The organism is Flavobacterium paronense (genome assembly GCF_030409795.1).
GTDB classification, from domain to species: Bacteria; Bacteroidota; Bacteroidia; order Flavobacteriales; family Flavobacteriaceae; genus Flavobacterium; species Flavobacterium paronense.
Map to the genome: position 1 here is coordinate 160,097 of NZ_JAUFQN010000019.1, position 15,505 is coordinate 175,601.

At 34.4% G+C, this 15,505-nt stretch carries 13 protein-coding genes; 8 read left to right on the plus strand and 5 right to left on the minus strand.

Annotated features, from left to right (window positions below; translation table 11 throughout):
• The first annotated feature begins 19 nt into the window (after positions 1 to 19).
• From QWY90_RS02295 to clpX, 6 genes are all read left to right on the plus strand, one after another.
• Positions 20 to 733, plus strand: a complete 714-nt coding sequence (locus tag QWY90_RS02295; protein ID WP_290284213.1) for a pyridoxine 5'-phosphate synthase — start codon at positions 20 to 22, stop codon at positions 731 to 733.
• Positions 733 to 1,497 (plus strand): alpha/beta fold hydrolase, encoded by a 765-nt coding sequence (locus QWY90_RS02300; protein ID WP_290286918.1) that lies wholly within the window; start codon positions 733 to 735, stop codon positions 1,495 to 1,497. Before QWY90_RS02295 ends, QWY90_RS02300 begins: the two co-directional genes overlap by 1 nt.
• Before the next feature lie 22 nt (positions 1,498 to 1,519).
• The gene (locus QWY90_RS02305; protein WP_290284214.1) at positions 1,520 to 1,867 is read left to right on the plus strand and encodes a phage holin family protein; all 348 of its coding nucleotides are present in this window, start codon (positions 1,520 to 1,522) and stop codon (positions 1,865 to 1,867) included.
• Between the two features lie 80 nt (positions 1,868 to 1,947).
• Entirely contained in the window at positions 1,948 to 3,282 is a 1,335-nt protein-coding gene (gene tig, locus QWY90_RS02310) for a trigger factor (protein ID WP_290284216.1), read from the plus strand.
• A gap of 286 nt (positions 3,283 to 3,568) precedes the next feature.
• Positions 3,569 to 4,225 (plus strand): ATP-dependent Clp endopeptidase proteolytic subunit ClpP, encoded by a 657-nt coding sequence (clpP, locus tag QWY90_RS02315; RefSeq protein ID WP_290284217.1) that lies wholly within the window; start codon positions 3,569 to 3,571, stop codon positions 4,223 to 4,225.
• 51 nt (positions 4,226 to 4,276) lie between these two features.
• The gene (gene clpX, locus QWY90_RS02320; protein ID WP_290284218.1) at positions 4,277 to 5,512 is read left to right on the plus strand and encodes an ATP-dependent Clp protease ATP-binding subunit ClpX; all 1,236 of its coding nucleotides are present in this window, start codon (positions 4,277 to 4,279) and stop codon (positions 5,510 to 5,512) included.
• Positions 5,513 to 5,771: 259 nt separating this feature from the next.
• On the opposite strand, the gene QWY90_RS02325 is transcribed toward clpX, so the two are convergent.
• The 4 genes from QWY90_RS02325 to QWY90_RS02340 all read right to left on the minus strand — a co-directional run bounded on the left by QWY90_RS02325 (position 5,772) and on the right by QWY90_RS02340 (position 10,641).
• Complete coding sequence (locus QWY90_RS02325; protein ID WP_290284219.1) at positions 5,772 to 7,979, minus strand: outer membrane beta-barrel family protein; 2,208 nt, start codon at positions 7,977 to 7,979, stop codon at positions 5,772 to 5,774.
• A gap of 114 nt (positions 7,980 to 8,093) precedes the next feature.
• Positions 8,094 to 8,975, minus strand: a complete 882-nt coding sequence (locus QWY90_RS02330) for a DMT family transporter (protein WP_290284220.1) — start codon at positions 8,973 to 8,975, stop codon at positions 8,094 to 8,096.
• Positions 8,972 to 9,112: a hypothetical protein gene (locus QWY90_RS02335; protein WP_290284221.1), complete on the minus strand. Its 141-nt coding sequence runs from the start codon at positions 9,110 to 9,112 to the stop codon at positions 8,972 to 8,974. Before QWY90_RS02335 ends, QWY90_RS02330 begins: the two co-directional genes overlap by 4 nt.
• A 2-nt stretch (positions 9,113 to 9,114) precedes the next feature.
• The gene (locus QWY90_RS02340; protein ID WP_290284222.1) at positions 9,115 to 10,641 is read right to left on the minus strand and encodes a GH3 auxin-responsive promoter family protein; all 1,527 of its coding nucleotides are present in this window, start codon (positions 10,639 to 10,641) and stop codon (positions 9,115 to 9,117) included.
• 103 nt (positions 10,642 to 10,744) lie between these two features.
• Here QWY90_RS02340 and QWY90_RS02345 point away from each other — a divergent pair, with 103 nt between their 5' ends.
• Positions 10,745 to 11,539 carry a DUF2797 domain-containing protein gene (locus tag QWY90_RS02345; RefSeq protein WP_290284224.1) on the plus strand — a complete coding sequence of 265 codons (795 nt, stop codon included), beginning with the start codon at positions 10,745 to 10,747 and terminating at the stop codon, positions 11,537 to 11,539.
• 33 nt (positions 11,540 to 11,572) lie between these two features.
• Here the strand turns inward: QWY90_RS02345 and QWY90_RS02350 are convergent, their stop codons facing one another.
• Positions 11,573 to 14,188: an AsmA-like C-terminal region-containing protein gene (locus QWY90_RS02350; RefSeq protein WP_290284226.1), complete on the minus strand. Its 2,616-nt coding sequence runs from the start codon at positions 14,186 to 14,188 to the stop codon at positions 11,573 to 11,575.
• 178 nt (positions 14,189 to 14,366) lie between these two features.
• Between QWY90_RS02350 and folK the strand changes: the two genes are divergently transcribed.
• Positions 14,367 to 15,503: a 2-amino-4-hydroxy-6-hydroxymethyldihydropteridine diphosphokinase gene (gene folK, locus QWY90_RS02355; RefSeq protein WP_290284227.1), complete on the plus strand. Its 1,137-nt coding sequence runs from the start codon at positions 14,367 to 14,369 to the stop codon at positions 15,501 to 15,503.
• Positions 15,504 to 15,505 lie beyond the last annotated feature (2 nt).

The following is a 15,505-nucleotide window of genomic DNA, read 5'->3' on the forward strand; positions in this document are numbered from 1 at the left end:
TTTATCTCAAAAGAGTCTCATGACAAAATTAAGCGTAAACATCAATAAAATAGCGACATTACGAAATGCTCGCGGCGGAAATGTCCCCGATTTGTTGCAAGTTGCCAAAGACATTCAGAAATTTGGTGCCCAAGGAATAACCATTCATCCCAGACCGGATGAAAGACATATTAGATATCAAGATGCAAGAGATTTGAAGCCAATTGTGTACACCGAATTCAATATCGAAGGAAACCCGCAGCATAATTTTATTGATTTGGTTCTGGAATGTAAGCCCGAGCAAGTGACTTTAGTTCCAGATGCTATTGGAGCTATAACTTCTTCTGCAGGTTGGGATACAATCAAAAATCAATCTTATTTGACAGAAGTAATTCAGGAATTTCAACGCAATGGAATAAGGACTTCTATTTTTGTTGATCCAATTCTGGAAATGATTGAAGGCGCCAAAAAAACCGGAACAGACCGAATCGAATTATACACCGAAGCATTCGCACATCAATTCGGTTTAGGCAATCAAAAGGCAATTGAACCTTATACCAAATCAGCAATTTTAGCCAATGAATTAGGACTTGGAATCAATGCCGGGCACGATTTGAGTTTGGATAATATCAAATTCTTTAAAGATAATATCCCGGGATTATTAGAAGTTTCTATTGGTCATGCCTTGATTTGCGAAGCCTTATATCTTGGTTTAGACAATGTCGTTAATATGTATTTGCAAAAATTAAAATGATTTTACACTCCAGAATAGAAGGCGAAGGCAAGCCACTTTTAATCATCCATGGTTTTCTCGGAATGTCCGATAATTGGAAATCCTTAGGGTCACTTTATGTTTCGGAAGGTTTTCAAGTACACATGCTCGATTTAAGAAACCACGGCAAAAGTTTTCATTCTGATGAATTCAATTATACTGTGATGTCAAATGATGTTTTGGAATATTGCCAACAGTATAACTTATCAAATGTTTCTATTATAGGACATTCAATGGGTGGAAAAATAGCCATGCTTTTTGCTACAACTTATCCAGAAATGGTCGAGAAATTAATTGTTGCCGATATTGGTCCGAAATATTACGCACCGCATCATCAAGATATTTTAGCCGGATTGAATGCAGTAGATTTTTCTGCAAAACCAGACAGAACTTCAGTTGAAGAAATACTATATCCATTTATTCCTGATTTTGGCACACGCCAGTTTTTAATGAAGAACTTATATTGGGTTGAACCCGGACAATTGGCTTTTAGATTTAATTTACCTGTTTTTAATGATAAAATAGAAACAATTGGCGAAACCTTGCCAGCAGAAAATCATTTCGACAAGCCAACACTTTTTATCCGTGGCGGAAACTCTAAATATATTTTAGACACTGATTTGCCCGAAATTAAAAAGCACTTTCCTAACTTTGAATTAGCAACAATTTCAAACGTGGGCCATTGGCTTCATGCCGAAAACCCAAAATTGTTTTTTGAAGAAACGGCAAGGTTTTTGAGAAACTGAAAAATTTAAAATTAAAAAGCACATGAAACTATTATTTAGAATACTTATCACCGCCATTTTAGTATTGGTTATAGCTAAAGTAATGAAAGGCGTAATTGTAGACGAATTCACAACAGCATTAACCGTAGCCATTGTTTTAGGATTGCTTAACTTTTTTGTAAAACCTATTTTAGTCTTATTCACTTTACCGGTAACAATTTTCACATTAGGATTGTTTTTATTAGTGATTAATGCCGCAATAATATTACTCTGTGATCATTTTGTAGACGGATTTAATGTCAGTTCCTTTTGGACGGCAATGTTGTTCAGCATTATTTTGTCACTTTCGCAATCGCTGGTTTATCAAATCACTGGCGATGCTAAAAAATAGGGTGTAAATCAATAAAATAAAAACTTGGTTGGGTTGTATAAATGTTATAATTTTGCAACCCAATTTTAGTATGTATAAAAATGAATATTACAAGAAATAACATAGATGCATTAAATGCAGTTGTTACTGTAGAAGTAGCAAAAAATGATTATGCTGAAAAAGTAAATAAAGTATTGGCTGATTACCGTAAAAACGCGGCTATTTCAGGTTTCAGAAAAGGAACGGTGCCAATGAGCTTAATCCAAAAACAATACGGAAAAGCTATTTTATTAGAAGAAGTAAACAAATTGTTGCAAGACAATCTGAACAAATATTTAGTTGCCGAAAAATTAGATATTCTTGGAAATCCACTTCCAAAAGTAACCGAAGACTTCAATTGGGACTTAGAAGATTATAAATTCGAATTCGAATTAGGTTTAGCACCGGAATTCAAAGTTGATTTAGCAGCAAAAAATGACGTAGTTCAATACAAAATCGTTGCTGATGATAAAATGTTGAACGACCAAATAGCACGTATTCAAAAACAATACGGAAAACTAATCGCTAAAGATACTGTTGAAGAAGGAAATGATGTTTCCGGATTTTTCACTAACGAAGAAAAAAACATCAATAACAGAACGACTTTATCATTAGATACTTTCGCTGACAAGAAAACAGCAAAAAGTTTCATCGGTAAAAAAGTTGGCGATGTGGTGACTTTAAAAACAAAAGGATTATTTGATGACGATCACAAACTAATGGACGTTTTGGCTATTGGTCATGATGACGTTCACGGTTTAGATATCGAAGTAACATTCACAATTGACGAAGTTGTTGGTCATGAATTGGCAACTTTAGATCAGGAATTATTTGATAAATTATTCGGACCAAAAGTAATCACATCCGTAGCTGAACTAAAAGCAAAAATCAAAGAAGACGCCGAACAACAGTTCAAACAACAAGCGGATCAAAAATTCTTAAACGATGTTACCGAGTCTTTAATCGCAACCACTAAATTCGATTTGCCAGCTTCTTTCCTAAAAAAATGGATACAAACTGCGGGTGAAAACCCAATGACTCCAGAGCAAGCGGAAGAAGAATACAACAAATCGGAAAACGGTTTACGTTACCAACTAATCGAAGGAAAAGTAATGGCAGATAACAATTTGCAAATCACTTTCGAAGATTTAAAAACGTACACCACTGATGTTATCAAAAAACAAATGGCACAGTTCGGGCAAATGAATCCAACTGATGAAGATGTACAAGGAATCGTAGCTCGTGTGATGTCAAACCAAGACGAAGTAAAACGCTTGTCAGAGCAGGTTATGAGCGAAAAAATGCTAAACTTATTTAAAGATAAAGTAAAAGCAAAAACAAAAGAAGTAAGCTACGACGAATTCATCAAAGCAATGTATGGTGAATTAAATCACTAATAAGATATTTTACTATATTTGAGCGTCAAAGTAATTTGGCGCTTTTTTATTTTTAGGAGCTAATCCGGCTATCCGTTGCAATCTTTTTATTGTTTGTCACCCTGAGGAGTTTATGCTGAGCGTAGACGAAGTACAGTCGAAGGGCTTTTCTTTAAACAATAAAAAGGATTTCCTCTACTATCCGGGCTAGGGTTTCGGCTTACCGACACTATGTCACTTTAAATAACAAGGCACGAACTTTGACTAAAACACAATTCATAATTTATAACTCATAATTCATAACTAAATGGACTACGGAAAAGAATTTAAAAAATTTGCTACCAAAAAACAGGGCGTAAACAGTTTATATTACGATAAAATCGTAGGTAGCATGACGCCTTATATTATTGAAGAACGCCAAATGAATGTGTCTCAACTAGACGTTTTCTCTCGTTTGATGATGGACAGAATCATCTTCATGGGAACCGGAGTTGACGATTATATGGCCAACATTATCCAAGCGCAATTGTTGTTTTTGGAAAGTGTTGATGCTTCAAAAGACATTCAAATCTATATCAACTCTCCAGGCGGAAGTGTATATGCTGGTTTAGGAATTTACGACACGATGCAATACATCAAACCAGACGTAGCAACAATCTGTACCGGAATGGCAGCTTCAATGGGTGCTGTTTTACTTTGTGCCGGTGCCGCAGGAAAACGTTCGGCTTTACCGCATTCAAGAGTAATGATTCACCAACCATCAGGCGGCGCTTCAGGAGTAGCAACCGATATGGAAATCAACTTGAGAGAAATGTTGAAACTAAAAGAGGAGTTATACCAAATCATTGCGCACCATTCAGGACAAACATTTGATAAAGTACACAAAGATTCTGAACGCGATTACTGGATGATTGCAGATGAAGCCAAAGAATACGGAATGATTGATGAAGTTTTAAGAAGATAAATAAATTCAAAGTTTGAGGTTATTCAACTTGAAACTTGAAACAAAAAAATAATGGCAAAACAAGTTTTAGAATGTTCTTTTTGCGGAAGGAAAAAACCGGAAACCAATTTATTGATTGCCGGAATTAATGCGCACGTTTGCGACAGATGTATTGAACAGGCTCACGGAATAGTTTTAGAAGAATTAAAATCAGGCGGAGCTGCATCAAAGGCGGCTACCGATTTGATTTTGAAAAAGCCTAAAGAAATTCGTGCGTTCCTGGACCAATACGTTATTGGACAAGAGCAAACCAAAAAAGTAATGTCGGTTGCAGTATACAATCACTACAAAAGATTGATGCAATTGCAACACGAAGAAGATGTTGAAATCGAAAAATCAAACATCATTATGGTGGGTCAAACCGGAACCGGAAAAACATTGGTGGCAAAAACAATTGCACGAATGCTCGAAGTTCCGTTGGCTATTGTTGACGCTACTGTTTTAACCGAAGCCGGTTATGTTGGAGAAGATGTAGAAAGCATCTTAACCCGCCTATTGCAAGCAGCCGATTATGATTTGGCGAAAGCCGAAAGAGGAATCGTTTTCATTGACGAAATTGATAAAATTGCCCGTAAAAGTGACAATCCATCAATAACCCGAGATGTTTCCGGCGAAGGTGTACAACAAGCTTTATTGAAATTATTAGAAGGAACTGTGGTAAATGTTCCGCCAAAAGGAGGAAGAAAACATCCGGACCAAAAATTCATCGAAGTCAATACCAAAGATATTTTGTTTATTGCTGGAGGTGCTTTTGATGGTATCGAAAGAATTATTTCTAAGCGATTGAATCGAACTGCGGTTGGTTATACTACCTCTAAAAATGTTGACAATATTGACAAAGACAATTTGCTTCAATACATAATCCCAAAAGACATCAAAGATTTTGGATTGATTCCCGAAATCATTGGCCGACTTCCGGTATTAACGCACATGGATCCTTTGGATAGAGAAACGCTTCGCGCTATTTTAACCGAACCAAAGAATGCCTTAATCAAGCAATATCAAAAATTGTTTGCGATGGATGATGTAAAATTCACGATTGATAATAATGCATTAGATTATATTGTTGACAAAGCTTTGGAATACAAATTAGGAGCAAGAGGTTTGCGTTCGCTATGTGAAGCTATTCTAACCGATGCTATGTATGATTTACCGAGTTCGGACGAAAAGCAATTGCATGTAGATGTTGATTATACAAGAGATGCGTTAACCAAAAATTTATTAAAACGATTGGAAATAGCATCTTAAGTAAGAAACTAATAAATATAAAGGGAGTATAATGTAATTCATTATACTCCCTTTTTTAATTTATACGCATCAGTTTTTTAATTCATACGTACTAAGTATTCAAAAGATGTACATCTTTTACTAAAAAGATGTACATCTTTTTAAAGACTCCTACTGAACAATTGAAAATAGTTTCAGTATAATTTTAAAAACGCTTACTGACATTATAAAAAAAATCCCCGAAGCAGCGGGGATTTTAAATACTAATTATAACCTTTTTTTATTTTAGGAAGCCTCCACCTGAGTTGGTTTTATCAACATCGATATCGGTATTGTCTTTTTTCAGGCTTAAGTTACCAAAGTTATAAGTTAACGAAATTCTGAAAGTTCTCGAGTCTTCTTTTTTATAAAATTTGCTTTGTAAATTGGTCGAAGAAACGGTTGCGTTTATCTCATTTGTATTGAAAACATCAAAACAATGTAGTCCTATTTTAAGGTTTTTATTTAAGAAATCCCGGTTAAACGAGATGTCAAATTGCTGTATAGTTTTAGTCAGATTATAAATTTCCCAAGTGCCTGGTGGAGTATAGTTATAAGACATCGTGTTTTTTATCTCCCATGGTAAAATAAACTGCGCTTGAGCCGCATAACTCCAAATGGGTTTGGTGTCAAACGAAAAGTTATAGCCTTGCGTGTCAAATTTAATATAATTGATGTTAAAGAAGATGTAATTCATCTTATCCATATTATTCATTCGTTTGTTAAACTCTTCTTTTCCTTTCAAAAAATAATCTAAAGGAATCGGAAACGAAGCATACAAACTAAGCGTATTTATTTCGTCAAATTGCTTAAAAGTTTGATTGCTGACCAACTCTCCAGGATTAGCATCAAAAATAAAACGGTTACTGTCTTTAGCAATAGAATAATTTCCGCCTATACTGACAAATTGGAATGCCGTAAGCTTTAACTCAAAGTTATCAAAGAATGTTGGGTCAAGAAACGGATTTCCATTCGAAGAATTGTACTGGTCAAAGTTGGCAAAATTGTTTGGATCTAATGTATTATAATTGGCTTGTTGAATTTTCTTTGAATAGGAAGCTGAAAGATTTATATTATCATTAAATTCATATAAGGCACTAACATTTGGGAAAAAGTTTGTGTTTTTAAAGTTAACTTTTGTTTCTGCCGAATTTTGAATGGCCTTTCTGTCAACTTTATAATCTTCAAAACGGATTCCAGCTGTAAAATTGAATTTCTTAATTTTCTTTCTGGCTTCTACATAAAATGCCAGGTTATCTTCGGTATAATCAAAATTGGTAACCGAATTTGTTGCTGAATTAAAGTTGTAAATTCCCTTATCAGTTACTTTTATGGTATTGTATTTTCCTCCGGTATTCAAAGAAAAATTGATTTTATTAAAAGGAATAGCAAAATCATATTTCAAATAATAATTGGTAAGCTTAAAATCAACATCTCCATTAAAATAACTTGGTGAACCATTGTCAAATCCGATAGATTTTGTGATTGGTTTTTTATCGAAGAAATTGCTGAAAGTTGTAATGTCAAGAGTTCTTCCGATAGTGTCTAGTTTGGTTTTGTATTGTAAACTCAACTCGTGATTGTTGTTTTTGTTTTTTGCCAAACTAGTATTTGCATAATCAATTCCGGTTCCAACTGTACTTGAATTATTGGTAAATCGATCATTACCCAAATTCAAATTGTAGTTGAATAGTAAATTAGACTTCTCACTCAATTTGTAATTGGTACCTGTTCTGAAATAAAAATTTCTATTAGTCGTCAATAACAAATTCTTTTGAATAAGATGTTCATTTGGATTAAATGAAGTGAAAACTTGATCGTTTTTGGTTTTAATTTCTCCATCAATATAATTGTATCCAACCATGGTTTGCCAACTCAAATTTTTTACTTTCCCGTTCAACAAAATTTGCGGGCTAGGCTTTTGGTATTTGTTAAAGTTGTAATTGATATTAAAGCTGGCATTGATTCCTTTTTTTCTTTTGGTGCTTGTGATGATGTTAATTATTGAACCGCTTGAACTTGCATCATAAGATGCGCCTGGATTGTAAATTAATTCTACTTTTTCGATTGCGTTTGCCGGAAGCGTAGCCAAATAATTTTGCAAGTCAGTTCCGCTTAAAGAACTTGGAGCTCCATCAATATAAATGCTTACTCCTTTACTATTGAGTGTAATACTTCCTGATGGCGATGTTATAACACCCGGAATTTTTTTTACCGCTTCCATACTGCTTCCGCTATTAAGCATTGCATTGTCTCTGACGTTAATTGTAGTTTTGTCCGATTCTACTTTTATGTATTGTTTTTTGTTGCCATACACCGTAACCTCGGAGAGTTCATTGGTTTTTTCTGTAGTGTTGGTCTTTGGGGTTTCCTGACTTTTCGTCGGAGCTTCTTGCGCGAATATAAAACTCGTGGCAAGTAAGCATAGGGTAATGCTTAGTGATTTCATTTGTGATTGATTTTGATGATTGATGATTTTCTCCGCTGCGCTCCAAACAATTCGGCTTCACCTCGGATGTTCATATGACTTTACCAATCATCAATTGTTACAATACAAATAAATTTATTTTGCTTTTTTATAATTAACAATAACTACACCGCTTATAATCAGTATAGTTGCGATGATAATTCGACTTGTAATTATTTCATCCAGAATTAACCAACCTAAAAATAACGCCACTACTAAGTTGACATAAGACAACACTACAACTTTTGTTGAAGGCAATTGTGTAATCAAATAACTAAACGCAACATAGCCCACGACTGAACCAAACAAAGCCAAGTAAATCATCGCGAAAATACTTTGTGTGCTCCAAGTTAAAGGCGAAATATCGGGCGTAACATAGAATTGAATAGAAGTCAAAACCACACCGGCAATAAGCATTTGAATACAAACATTCATCAACATTGTCAACGAATTTTCGCTTGCCCTTTTCATAAATATCGTTCCGATTGACCAAGCTAAAATTGCCAACAACAAGGCAAAAATTCCTTGTCTGTATTCTGGAATTAGCAAATCCGACAAACTGCTTTGATAGATTAAGAAAATGCCTGACATTCCAAATAGAATTCCAACAATCGTCTTAACAGATAACTTTTCGTAAGCAAATATCAAATTCAAAATCAAGACACAAAAAGGGGTGAATGTTGAAATTAAGGATGCTAATCCGCTAGTGATGAACTTTTCAGCATAAGTCGTCAAACCATTTGCCAAAACAATCATCAATATAGACAATATAAAAGCACGCAAAAACTGTCTCGGATTGATGCGCTCTAATTTCTTTTGAGACAATAAGTAAAGGAATATAATAAAACCTGATATCAGATTCCGAATACCAGCCAAAATAAAAGGCGGTATGGTTTCAACGCCAATCCGAATAGCTAAGAAAGTTGTTCCCCAAAAGAAGGCAACACAGAATAAGGCGAGATAAAGTTTTGCTTTCAAGAAATAGAATTATTTATAATCATTTTTTCTTTTGGAGAATCAACTAAGCATCGTCTTCCCGGACCACATCTCATTCGGTGCGGACCGCAAGAAGTTAGAAAACCTAGAATAAGTAGTATGAAGACAATTTTTTTCATGCTTATTTATTTACACTAACCTGCATTCCTTTCAATTGTTCCAAATAATGTCTTTCATTCGAAAGTCTCGGAATTTTGTGTTGCCCGCCCAACTTGTCGTTTTCTTTTAGCCAATCATAAAATAAATTTTCTCTTGCGATATTAATTTTAAGTTGATTTAACGTCATGTTATTATAGCGTTTGGCTTCATAATCTGAGTTCAACGATTGTAAATTTTCATCTAATGTCTTTTGGAAAAGATGAATATCTTCTGGTTTTTTCATAAATTCAATAATCCATTCATGTGCACCTTTTTCCTTGCCTTTCATGAATATGGGTGCAACCGTATAATCTTTCACTTCGCAATTTAGAGCTGAACATGTTTTGGCTAAAGCCATATCGGTATTTTCAACCATTAATTCTTCTCCAAAAACATTGATAAAATGTTTGGTTCTACCCGAAACGCGTATTCTGTATGGTGACAAAGAAGTGAATCGAACAGTATCTCCAATTAAATAGCGCCAAAGGCCCGCATTGGTAGTAATCACAACCGCATAATTCTTGAACAATTCCACATCCGAAAGCCGAATTACTTTTTGGTTTTCGGTGCCAAAAGTATCCATTGGAATGAATTCATAGAAAATCCCATAATCCAACATTAACAATAAATCATTCGAATAATTCAAATCCTGTATGGCAAAAAATCCTTCTGAAGCGTTGTAAATTTCGTAATACTTAAAATTATTTTGAGGTAGTATTTTTTTGTATTGCTCGCGATAAGGCTCAAAACTTACACCACCGTGAAAATACACTTCTAGATTAGGCCACAATTCCATTAGATTGTCTTTCCCAGTTTCAGTCATAATTCGGTTGAGTAAAACCAACATCCACGAAGGAACTCCGGCAAAACTGGTTACGTTTTCATTTTTGGTTTCGTTGATAATGGCGGCAAGTTTTGTTTCCCATTCGCTCATCAAAGAAATTTTACTACTCGGTGTACTGCTAAATTCTGCCCAAATTGGCATATTTTCAATCAGAATTGCGGATAAATCACCAAAATAAGTATTGTTGTTTTCGTAAATCTGTGAACTTCCGCCTAAACGCAAACTTTTACCCAAAAACATCTCAGAGTTTTCGTTATTATTCAAATACATACACAGCAAATCCTTGCTGCCTTTGTAATGACAATCTTCTAAAGCTTCATTACTTACCGGAATAAATTTGCTTTTGGCATTGGTTGTTCCACTCGATTTGGCAAACCATTTTATAGGCGTGTTCCAAAAAACATTTTGGGCACCTTTTCGGGTAAGTTCAAACATTGGTTCTAAATCCTCATAGGTAGAAACCGGAACTCTTTCTGCAAAAGTTTGGTAAGATTTGATACTATGAAAATCATACTTTTGTCCAATCACCGTTTCTTCCGAAGAACGAATTAAGTTCATCATTAGTTCTTCCTGTACTTCGTGTGGGTATTTTAGAAACAACTCAATCTGATGAATCCGCTGTTTTAGAACCCAGGAAGCAATAGAATTTATTAATGGTATTGGCATGTTTCGAATTTAGGAATTGCGAATTATGATTTAGGATTTGTAACTTTACGCTAAAATAAGCAATTAATTCCTAAATCCTTATTCCTAAATCCCAAATAAAGATATGACTTACGAAGGCGTACTTACTAAAATGCAAACCGAATTCTCAAATCCGATTCAGTATTATTTGGTCTTTGAGAATAGTTTTTTGAGTTTAAATCAGTTGCTGGGTAAATCGATAGAGATAAATTTCGTTGGTTACCAATGTTTGAATTGTGGTAAAAAGAAAAAAATTTTCCGCCAAGGATTTTGTTATGATTGTTTTATGAGCTCAGCATCTGCAGGCGATTGGATTATGAAACCCGAATTAAGCACAGCACATTTAGATATTGAAGACCGCGATTTAGAATACGAAAGGAAAGTGCAATTGCAACCGCATATTGTGTATTTGGCATTGTCGAGCGAAGTAAAAGTGGGTGTTACCAGATATACTCAGGTGCCAACCCGTTGGATTGATCAAGGTGCAGTGCAAGCGATTCCAATTGTTGAGGTTCCGAATAGGTATTTAGCCGGAATAACCGAAGTGGCGTTGAAGAATCATTATGCAGATAAAACCAATTGGCAAAAAATGTTAAAAAATGATGTGCCTAAAGTTGATTTACTTAAAGAAAAAGCTTCTCTACAATATTTAATTCCAAAGGAAGTGCAGGCTTTTTATTATCCTGAAAAGGAGGATTTATTTGAATTGCATTATCCGGTCTTACAATTTCCAACCAAAGTCAATAGCCTAAATTTAGACAAATCACCCAATTTCTTAGGAAAATTGACAGGCATCAAAGGACAATATTTAATGTTTGAAGACGGCACAGTTTTTAACGTTCGAACTTTTGAAGGTTATGTCGTTAAAATAAACATTTAAATAAAAACCCTTTCAATCGAAAGGGTTTCTTTATTATTTTGTGGTCGTTGGCGTTGTTGCCGGTTTTGGTTCTTCTTTTTTCTTCTTCTTGTTGAATAAGCCGTTGATTAAATCTGTGGCTTGAGTTTTTACATCTGTCTTCACATTTGTTTTTGTGGTGTCTGTTTTTGGTTTCGTTGCGTTTGAAATAATGTTATTCAACGCATCTTTTGTGCCAGAAACTAACTTGTCTTTTTGTTGTTTTACCAAATTCGTAACCAAATTGGTTGTAGCTTGTTTCACATCAGTGCTGATTTGTGGTTTGCTAAAATTACCACTAAGTATAGCATTTACTGGAACAGTTTCAAATTTTTTGGCATCAGCCGGCGTTAATTTCCCGATTAAATTATTGATTTCTGTACCTAAATATTTAGCAGGAACATCCAACTTCACATTGTAGTTCATCAATTGGTCGAAGCCATGACTTCCGCCGATTGTTGCTTTAATATCCTGATATTTGATGTCGAATGGTTTTACGTTTACTTTCCCGTCTTTAAAAGTTAAAGCTGCTTTTAAATCATTCAGATTCAGTTTTTTCAAATCTACAAAACCCAGCTTATCATCCAATGCAGTTAATAAAGGCGAATTGCTTGAATTCACTGTGGTCGAAAGCAATTGACCTAGTAAATCTCCGGTCAGACTTTTCAAATCGGGTGTCATTTCTTTGTCCTTCAGATTCCCTGAAACTTTGATTTTGGAGTTTAGTTTTCCATTAATAACGCCGGCAATCGGGGCGATCTTTTTCATCATTTCCAATTGTGTAAAAGTTTGAGCAATGTCAACGCCATTCAACCCTAAATCCATATTGAATTTAGATACTTTTTCTTTGGTCGAAACATCACCGTTGAACGTAATCAGACCACCAAAAATATCTGTTTTACCATTTTCTAAAGTTGCCTTTTGGTCTTTGATAATTATTTTCCCGGAAACATTTTTCAAAACTAAATCATCATACAAAACAGTATTGGCTTTTGCGGTCAAAGAACAATTCAAAAACGCCGGAATTTTCATTGCTTCGTTAGCTTTAGTTTGCTTTTTAGCATCGGCTTCCGAAGTCATAAAATCGCTGACCGCCAATTGATTCGAGTTCAAATTAAAGTTCCCTTTCAATTCCTGGTTTTTAAATATAAAGCCGTAAAAATTTTCCAAAACTCCAGTTACCGCCAAATCCGTTTTTCCTGTAGTGGCATTAAATTGTTTCAAATTCACCCGGCTTGGGTCAAATGAGACTAAAGCTCTGCTGATTTTCATGGTTTTTCCATCTTCATCTGTATAATTGAAACCGGTCAAGTCCATGGTTCCCGCGTTTCGGATTCGAGCATAATCACTTTTCTCAACAGATTGCATGTCGAAAGCTGTCGTTACATCGGCTTTCAGAATTCCGGTTAACGGTTTGTCCAGTTTTATAGGATATGCTTTCGTAAGATTAGCCAAATTAATAGTTCCTTTCAAAGCGGCATCAACCAATGCATTTTCAGCAATATTTTTAATATTGGCTTTTGCATTAAAAACATCTTGGTCAATTTGAAACGATAATTTATCCAAGTTTATATAAGTATCATTCATCACACCAGTTTCGTTTATGATTTTGGTGTCGATGATAATGTTTTTAACGGATTTCGGCAGATTCGGATATTGAAATGAGGCATTGTTTGAAGCGATTTCGACATTGAATTTTGGCACTGAAGTATCGGAATACAAACCTTTAGCAAATCCGGCAACGGTAAAATCGCCACTGGTTTTCACGTCTTTCAAATTGCTCGAATATTGCGCCGGAAGTAATCCCAAGAAGTTTTTGAACGAAGAAGTTGGTGTTTTAAATTTCAAATCATACTGTTGTCCGGCATCGACCAATTGGATAAAACCATCAAATTCTAGAGGCAATTCGTTGATTTTTGCTTTGTTTTCTTTGAAAGTATATTTGCTTTTATCCAAATCAATTCCAAGTATGGCATCGAGTGTAATCGAAACATTTTTCATGTAGTTCACTTTGTCCATATCAAGTGAAATTTTTGCAGTTGATTTGGTTACTAAATCCAATTTTGATGAAGCAAAATCACCTGTTCCTTCATGATTTATGCTGTCTAAAACCATTTTAACTTTTGACTTTTCATCATAATATTTGAACTTGAAATTTTCGACAGCATACTCTTTTATCTTTAACGAAAGCGGTTTGTTTTTTTCATCGTCGGCTTTATTTTTATCTTTTAACGCAATGTCATAGTTGCCAATTCCATCTTTGTTAAAAATGATGTTTATCAAACCGTTTTTAGATGTAATACCATCAATATTCATAGGCTCATTATCGCCTTTGAATAATTCTCTGATAGACATTTTCAGGTTCAACTCTTCAAATGAAACTAAAGTATCGCCTTCAAATGGCGCTTTGTTGATGATGGATAATTTTTCTATTGAAACACTTGCATTAGGGAAATTTCTAAACAGACTTAAATCAGCATCGGCGAAAGCCACTTTAGCATCAACTTTTTCATTAATTGAAGTTAAAATTTTGGCTTTGATTTGATCTTTAAAGAAATACGGTATCGCGAAAGCTGAAATGATTAGGAGTAGTAAAATTATTCCAACTATTTTTAAGATTTTCTTTAACATGATGTGATAGATTAAGTTATGCTTTAACTGAACAAAAATAACCTCTTTTCTATAAAAAACGGTAACTATTTATGGAAGTTTTATGATTTTATCAAAAGGCAATTGTTGAGAAATTGTTATTAACAGTCGGGTCTTTTTTGGCGTTATTCTAAAATAGTTTTAGTTAATTTGTGCTTCCATGAAAAAGCAGCATCAACTCATTTTATCTTTAGGTAGTAATCAAGGCAATCGTCTCGAAAACATTCAGCATTGCATTGATAATTTACATAAAGAAATTGGAACAATTATTAGAGTTTCGAAGCTTTATGAAACGCCAGCTTGGGGTTTTGAAAGTGAAAAATTCTACAATTGTGCTGTGATTATGAATACGCATAAGTCGGCGCATCAAATTTTAGAAGAATGTCTTTTACTTGAAGAAGCATTAGGAAGAGTCCGCGAAGATGTTCCGGGTTATCAAGCACGAGTTATTGATATTGACGTTATTACTTTTGATGAAGAAATTATTGCTTCAGAAAAATTGCAGGTGCCTCATCCTGAAATGCAAAATCGCTTGTTTGTGTTGCTGCCGATGCAGGATTTAAATTTAGATTGGCGTCATCCTATTTTACAAAAATATTTGCATGAATTATTAGTGCTTTCGGAAGATAAAAGTAATTGTAAAGTCATTCAAAATCTGGGAATACCAATTACGAAATTAAAACTAGATCATTTTAATTACATTGCGATTGAAGGAAATATTGGTGCGGGAAAGACAACATTGACAAACAAATTAGCGGAAGATTTTAATGCGAAATCAGTTTTAGAGCGTTTTGCGGATAATCCTTTTTTGCCAAAATTTTACGAAGACCAAAACCGTTATGCTTTTCCGCTGGAAATGTCTTTTTTAGCCGATAGATATCAGCAAATTTCAGATGATTTAGCGCAGTTTGATTTGTTTAAAGATTTCATTGTTGCCGATTATCATATATTTAAATCGTTGATTTTTGCTAAAGTTACGCTTGCCGAAGACGAGTTTCGTTTGTATAAAACAATGTTTGATATTATCTACAAGGAAATGCCAAAGCCCGATTTGTATATTTATTTATATCAAAGTACGGAACGACTTTTAGAAAACATCAGAGAAAGAGGCAGAAGTTATGAGCAGGAAATTCCGGCAGAATATCTTGAAAAAATTAACAATGGTTACTTGGATTATATTAAGTCACAAAAAGATTTAAATATTTTAATAATTGATGTGACTAATAGAGATTTCCAGAACAATCAGGAAGATTATGTTTTTATCTTGAACGCGATTCAGAATAAGATTTCCAATTAAGG